The following is a 6,044-nucleotide window of genomic DNA, read 5'->3' on the forward strand; positions in this document are numbered from 1 at the left end:
CGTAGCGGAAGCCGGCCGCCAGGTCGGAGGTGGAGTCGAAGCCGCCGACGTACGCGGCGCGGGCCGAGGCGACCGCGGACAGCTCGTGGGTGCGCCGCGCGCCCATCTCGATCAGCCGCCGGCCGCCGGCCGCCGCGGACATCCGGGAGGCCGCGGCGGCGATCGCCGAGTCGTGGTTGAGGATCGACAGGATCACGGTCTCCAGCAGCACGCACTCGGCGAAGGAGCCCTCGACGCGCAGGAGCGGCGAGCCCGGGAAGTACACCTCGCCCTCCGGGTAGCCCCAGATGTCGCCGCTGAAGCGGTAGTCGGCCAGCCAGTCGACGGTGGGGGAGTCCACGATGCGCTGGTCGCGCAGGAAGCCGAGCATCTCGTCGTCGAAGTGGAAGTTCTCCACCGCGTCCAGCACCCGCCCGGTGCCGGCCACGACGCCGTAGCGCCGGCCTTCGGGCAGCCGGCGGGTGAAGGCCTCGAAGACGGAGCGCCGGTCCGCGGTGCCGGCCCTGAGTGCGGCCTGCACCATCGTGAGCTCGTACTGGTCGGTGAAGAGCGCGGTCGACGGCACACCGACCCGTCGTCCAAGGTCCGCTGAGTTCATGCCAGGGATGCTACTCCCTATTCGTCAAAGTGACGAGATGGGGGCGCCGTTTGTGCGCGCGCCCTCCTCTGGTGGCAGCATGGGGTAGGTGAGCGTTGCTGCCCCCGTAGAGATCGAACGTCCCGAATCGGCCGAGGAGATCTTCGCCGTCCCCGAACCCGATGTCCCCTGGGTGACGCTGGTGCACAACGACCCGGTCAACCTCATGAGCTATGTGACGTATGTCTTCCAGGCCTACTTCGGCTACTCCAAGGACAAGGCGCACAAGCTGATGCTCGACGTCCACCAGAAGGGCCGCGCGGTCGTCTCCAGCGGCAGCCGCGAGGAGATGGAGCGCGACGTCCAGGCCATGCACGGCTACGGACTCTGGGCCACGCTCACCCAGGACCGCAACTGACCCACCGCTGCCCCTCCGTCCGACCCACCATCGGAGAATTCATGGCCGGCCACTTCGAGGCCACCCCAGGCGGCGGCGCGTCCGTCGCCCTCGACGAGGTCGAGATCGCCATCCTGCGCTCCCTCGCCGTCCAGCTGCTCGAACTGATCGGCCCCGGCACCCGGCCCGCCGAGGACGAGGACCCCCTGGCCGCGCTCTTCGCCGAGGGGCCCAGCGAACCGCCCGGCGACCCCGCCCTCGCCCGGCTCTTCCCGGAGGCGTACGGCGACGAGGACGAGGAGCTGCGCGAGGCCTCCGCCGAATTCCGCCGCTTCACCGAGAACGACCTGCGCACCCGCAAGCGCGAGGACGCCCTCGCCGTCGTGCGCACGCTGGACGCCCTCGCGCCCGTGGCGGACGGCGGCGCGGTGCTCGCCCTCACCGCCGACGAGTGCCACCACTGGCTGGGCTCCCTCAACGACCTCCGGCTCACGATCGGCACCCGCCTGGAGGTGTCCGACGAGGACGAGGGCCAGGACGGTTCGCTCTACCGGCTCCCCGACAGCGACCCCCGCAAACCGATGGTGATGGCCTACCTCTGGCTCGGCGCACTCCAGGAAACGCTCATCGAAACGCTGATGCCCGACTGAGACCGGCCGGGTTCGCTCAACGAATCCTCAAATCCGGATAACGATCCCATCACCTGAATGGCCTTCTTTGCAGCGCCTGGAAACGCTTGTCCGCTTTTTCTTGTGGTGTACGCCACACAGTGCCCGGTGACCCCGTCCGGCGCTCGTGATAAATCTTCACGACCGCCCGGGGACGCCACCCCTGTCCCCGGGGGCGCTACAGGCCGGCCGAACGCCGGCGGCACTCCATCCATATCCGGGGGGATCAGGACCTGATCCGACGCCGCAGGCGGCGCGGATCGGCGTGGAGAAAGGCGCACCACCATGACATCGGCGCAGGTCGACAAGGGACAGGCGGACGGCCCGGAGGCTGTTGACGTCTCGGCGGGCGAGGGCTACCAGCGTGGCCTGGGCGCCCGCCAGATCCAGATGATAGCCATCGGCGGAGCCATCGGCACGGGGCTCTTCCTCGGTGCCGGAAAAGCCATCGACCGGGCAGGGCCCAGCCTCATCCTGGCGTACGCCATCGCGGGCCTGGTCATCTTCTTCATCATGCGTGCGCTGGGCGAACTCCTCATGTACCGCCCGGTGTCCGGTTCGTTCGCGGAGTACGCGCGAGAATTCCTCGGCCCCTTCTTCGGATTCGTGACCGGCTGGACCTACTGGCTCTTCTGGGTCGTCACCGGAATCACCGAAGTCACCGCCGCAGCCACCTATATGACGTACTGGTGGGACATCCCGCAATGGCTGTCCGCACTGGTCTTCACCGTCATCCTGTACGGCGCCAACCTCATCTCGGTGAAACTCTTCGGCGAGCTCGAGTTCTGGTTCTCGATGGTCAAGGTCACCGCGATCATCGGCATGATCCTCATCTGCGCCGGAGTGCTCACCATCGGCTTCTCCGACGCCGGTGACACCGCCACGGTCGCCAACCTGTGGAACGACGGCGGCTTCTTCCCCGAAGGCATCAGCGGCACGCTGATGACCCTCCAGATCGTGATGTTCGCCTTCCTCGCCGTCGAGCTCGTCGGCGTCACCGCCGGTGAGTCCAAGGACCCGAAGACCGTCCTGCCCAAGGCCATCAACACCGTGCCGTGGCGCATCGCCGTCTTCTACGTCGGCGCGCTGATCATGATCCTGTCCGTCGTCCCGTGGAGCACCTTCGAGCCGGGCGTCTCGCCCTTCGTCGCCGCCTTCGAGGAGATGGGCCTCGGCATCGGCGCCGCGATCGTCAACTTCGTCGTGCTCACCGCCGCGCTCTCCTCCTGCAACTCCGGCATGTACTCCACCGGACGCATGCTCCGGGACCTCGCGCTCAACGGGCAGGGCCCCAAGGCCTTCACCAGGCTGACGAAGAACGGGCTCCCGCTGGTCGGCACCACGTTCTCCGCCGCACTGATGCTCCTCGGCGTCTGGATCAACTACCAGTGGCCGGGCGAGGCCTTCAACTACGTCGTCTCCTTCGCGACCATCTCCGGCATGTGGGCCTGGATCATGATCCTGATCTCCCAGATCCGCTACCGGGCCAAGGCCGACCGCGGCGAACTGCCCCAGTCCACCTTCAAGGCCCCCGGAGCACCCTTCAGCAGCTGGTTCGCCCTCGCCTTCATCGGTCTCGTCGTCATCATGATGGCCATCGACAAGGACGCCAGGATCTCGCTGTACTGCGCGCCCGTCTGGGGCCTCGTCCTCGGCGTCTCCTACCTGGTGCTCAAGGCCCGCAACCCCGGGAACACCGCCTTCACCAAGCGCTGAGCCGCACCCCGGCGCACCCGGGTCCCCGGGCGCCCCGACGGCCCTGTCCGGCATACGGGCCCTCTCGTACCACCCCTCGGTACGGGAGGGCCCTTCTGCTTATCCTGGGCGCCATGCTGACCATCACCCAGGCGCTCTACGACCAGATCGTCGCGCACTCCCGCGCCGACCACCCCGACGAGGCGTGCGGCGTGGTCGCCGGCCCCGCCGGAACGGGCCGCGCCGAACGCTTCGTCCCCATGCTCAACGCCGCGCGCTCACCCACGTTCTACGAGTTCGACTCCGCGGACCTGCTGAAGCTCTACCGCGAGATGGACGACCGCGACGAGGAGCCGGTGATCATCTACCACTCCCACACCGCGACCGAGGCCTACCCCTCCCGCACCGACCTCACCTACGCCAACGAACCCGGCGCCCACTACGTGCTGGTCTCCACCGCCGACACCGATGACGCCGGCCCCTTCCAGTTCCGCTCGTACCGCATCGTGGACGGCGAGATCACGGAGGAAGAAGTCGAGGTCGTCGACGCCTACCCTCCGGCGGCCTGACCCGGCAAGGACGGCTCCGGACACACCGGCCACCCCTCGCATGTCCACATTCCGAATGCCCACCATCCACCATGTGGGATCACACTCCGGATCCGAGGGGGGGAATCGATACGATGAGCGCATGGTTCCCCATGACGTGAGCGAAAAGGCCCCGGGCACGATGCTCGTCGCGCGGCTGCACGTCGACCTGTGCAGGCTGTCCAGCGCGATGTGTCCGGCTGCCGCCTGCGCGTGAACCGCACGGTCTGAGCCGCGGTCCGAACGCACCCACGTACGCACCACCCCCGCGCGGGGACGCAGACGCGCGCCCCACGCCACCTCCACGCTTCCGACAGGAGCCCACGCCATGGCCATCGAGGTCCGCATCCCGACCATCCTCCGCACCTACACCGACGGCGCCAAGGCGGTCGAAGGCAGCGGGGAGACCCTCGCCGACCTCTTCGCCGACCTGGAGAGCCGTCACAACGGCATCCGTGAGCGCATCGTCGACGGCGACCAGCTCCGCCGCTTCGTGAACGTCTACCTCAACGACGAGGACGTCCGCTTCCTCGACGGCATCTCCACCAAGCTCACCGACGGCGACAACGTCACGATCCTCCCGGCCGTCGCCGGCGGCATGCGCTGATGCGGTACGACTCCCCCCTGGCGGCCGTGGGCAACACCCCCCTGGTCCGCCTCCCGCGGCTGTCCCCGTCCGACGACGTGCGCATCTGGGCCAAACTGGAGGACCGCAACCCCACCGGCTCGATCAAGGACCGCCCCGCGCTCCACATGGTCGAGCAGGCGGAGAAGGACGGCCGCCTGACACCCGGCTGCACCATCCTCGAACCCACCAGCGGCAACACCGGCATCTCGCTCGCCATGGCGGCCAGGCTCAAGGGCTACCGCATCGTGTGCGTCATGCCGGAGAACACCTCGCAGGAACGGCGCGACCTGCTCACCATGTGGGGAGCCGAGATCATCTCGTCCCCCGCCGCGGGCGGCTCCAACACCGCCGTACGCGTAGCCAAGGAACTCTCCGCCGAACACCCCGACTGGGTCATGCTCTACCAGTACGGCAACCCGGACAACGCCGGCGCGCACTACGCCACCACCGGCCCGGAGATCCTCACCGACCTGCCCTCCATCACCCACTTCGTGGCAGGCCTCGGCACCACCGGAACCCTCATGGGTGTCGGCCGATACCTCCGGGAGAACAAGCCGGACGTCACCGTCGTCGCCGCCGAACCGCGCTACGACGACCTCGTCTACGGGCTGCGCAACCTCGACGAGGGCTTCGTCCCCGAGCTCTACGACGCCTCGGTGCTCACCACCCGCTTCTCCGTCGGCTCCGCCGACGCCGTCACCCGCACCCGCGAGCTCCTCCAGCAGGAGGGCATCTTCGCGGGCGTCTCCACCGGCGCCGCACTCCACGCCGCCATCGGCGTCGGCCGCAAGGCCGTCAAGGCGGGCGAGTCCGCGGACATCGTCTTCGTCGTCGCGGACGGCGGCTGGAAGTACCTGTCGACCGGCGTCTACACCGCCCCCACGACAGAGGCCGCCATCGAAACCCTGCACGGCCAGCTCTGGGCCTGACGGGGCTTCACACCGCCCGGGACCCGGCCTCGGGCCGCCCCGGACAGGACTTCGGGCCGTCCGGGGCACGACTGCGGACCGTACCGAGAGGCTTCGGACCGCCCGGACGGGCCTTCGGACCGCCCGGTGACGGCGGCCGCGCACCCCAGGAGGCGCGGGACGGGAGAACACCCCGCCCCGCGCCTCCCGCACGCTCATCCCAGCCCGCGTACCCGCCCCCACACCCCCGGATCCAGCTCGCCCGCCTTCCGGCGGAACCCCGACACCGCCACATCCCGCAGCTCGTCCGTCTCCAGGAAACTCCGCCGCCCCCGCGCGTCCCCCACCGAACCCGGCGGCAGCGCGATCACCCCCGGCCGCTCCTCACGATGCCGAGTGGTGATCTTGGCGACGACCGCCGTGCCACCCCGCACCGACAGCACGAGACACGGCCGGTCCTTCGACCCCGGCCCGTCCTCGAACGGCACGTCCGCCCACCAGATCTCCCCGGGCCTGGGACCCCCGTGCGGCCGGCCCCTCTTCCGCTCCGGAGCACGCCCCGGCGGCCGCGTCCGCCCACCCGG

Annotated in this window: 8 protein-coding genes and 1 pseudogene; 7 read left to right on the top strand and 2 right to left on the bottom strand. The window is 69.4% G+C overall.

Going from position 1 to position 6,044, the window contains the following annotated elements:
• Positions 1-598, bottom strand: a pseudogene (locus VN520_RS37565) (nicotinate phosphoribosyltransferase); the annotation flags it as partial.
• A gap of 88 nt (positions 599-686) precedes the next feature.
• On the opposite strand from VN520_RS37565, the gene clpS reads away from it, so the two are divergent.
• From clpS to VN520_RS37600, 7 genes are all read left to right on the top strand, one after another.
• Positions 687-995 (top strand): ATP-dependent Clp protease adapter ClpS, encoded by a 309-nt coding sequence (clpS, locus tag VN520_RS37570; RefSeq protein ID WP_325751437.1) that lies wholly within the window; start codon positions 687-689, stop codon positions 993-995.
• Between the two features lie 41 nt (positions 996-1,036).
• The gene (locus VN520_RS37575; RefSeq protein WP_325751438.1) at positions 1,037-1,624 is read left to right on the top strand and encodes a DUF2017 domain-containing protein; all 588 of its coding nucleotides are present in this window, start codon (positions 1,037-1,039) and stop codon (positions 1,622-1,624) included.
• 303 nt (positions 1,625-1,927) lie between these two features.
• The gene (locus tag VN520_RS37580; RefSeq protein ID WP_325751439.1) at positions 1,928-3,358 is read left to right on the top strand and encodes an amino acid permease; all 1,431 of its coding nucleotides are present in this window, start codon (positions 1,928-1,930) and stop codon (positions 3,356-3,358) included.
• A gap of 113 nt (positions 3,359-3,471) precedes the next feature.
• On the top strand, positions 3,472-3,906 hold the full coding sequence (locus VN520_RS37585; RefSeq protein ID WP_325751440.1) for a M67 family metallopeptidase: 435 nt from the start codon (positions 3,472-3,474) through the stop codon (positions 3,904-3,906).
• 121 nt (positions 3,907-4,027) lie between these two features.
• Complete coding sequence (locus VN520_RS37590) at positions 4,028-4,141, top strand: putative leader peptide (RefSeq protein WP_325751441.1); 114 nt, start codon at positions 4,028-4,030, stop codon at positions 4,139-4,141.
• Between the two features lie 111 nt (positions 4,142-4,252).
• Positions 4,253-4,531, top strand: coding sequence for a MoaD/ThiS family protein (locus tag VN520_RS37595; RefSeq protein WP_325751442.1), 279 nt, complete (start codon positions 4,253-4,255; stop codon positions 4,529-4,531).
• Entirely contained in the window at positions 4,531-5,481 is a 951-nt protein-coding gene (locus tag VN520_RS37600) for a cysteine synthase (protein ID WP_325751443.1), read from the top strand. Before VN520_RS37595 ends, VN520_RS37600 begins: the two co-directional genes overlap by 1 nt.
• A gap of 194 nt (positions 5,482-5,675) precedes the next feature.
• On the opposite strand, the gene VN520_RS37605 is transcribed toward VN520_RS37600, so the two are convergent.
• A partial coding sequence (locus tag VN520_RS37605) for a type II toxin-antitoxin system PemK/MazF family toxin (protein ID WP_325751444.1) occupies positions 5,676-6,044 on the bottom strand: 369 nt, incomplete at its 5' end.

The organism is Streptomyces sp. (assembly GCF_035563135.1).
Lineage (GTDB): Bacteria > Actinomycetota > Actinomycetes > Streptomycetales > Streptomycetaceae > Streptomyces.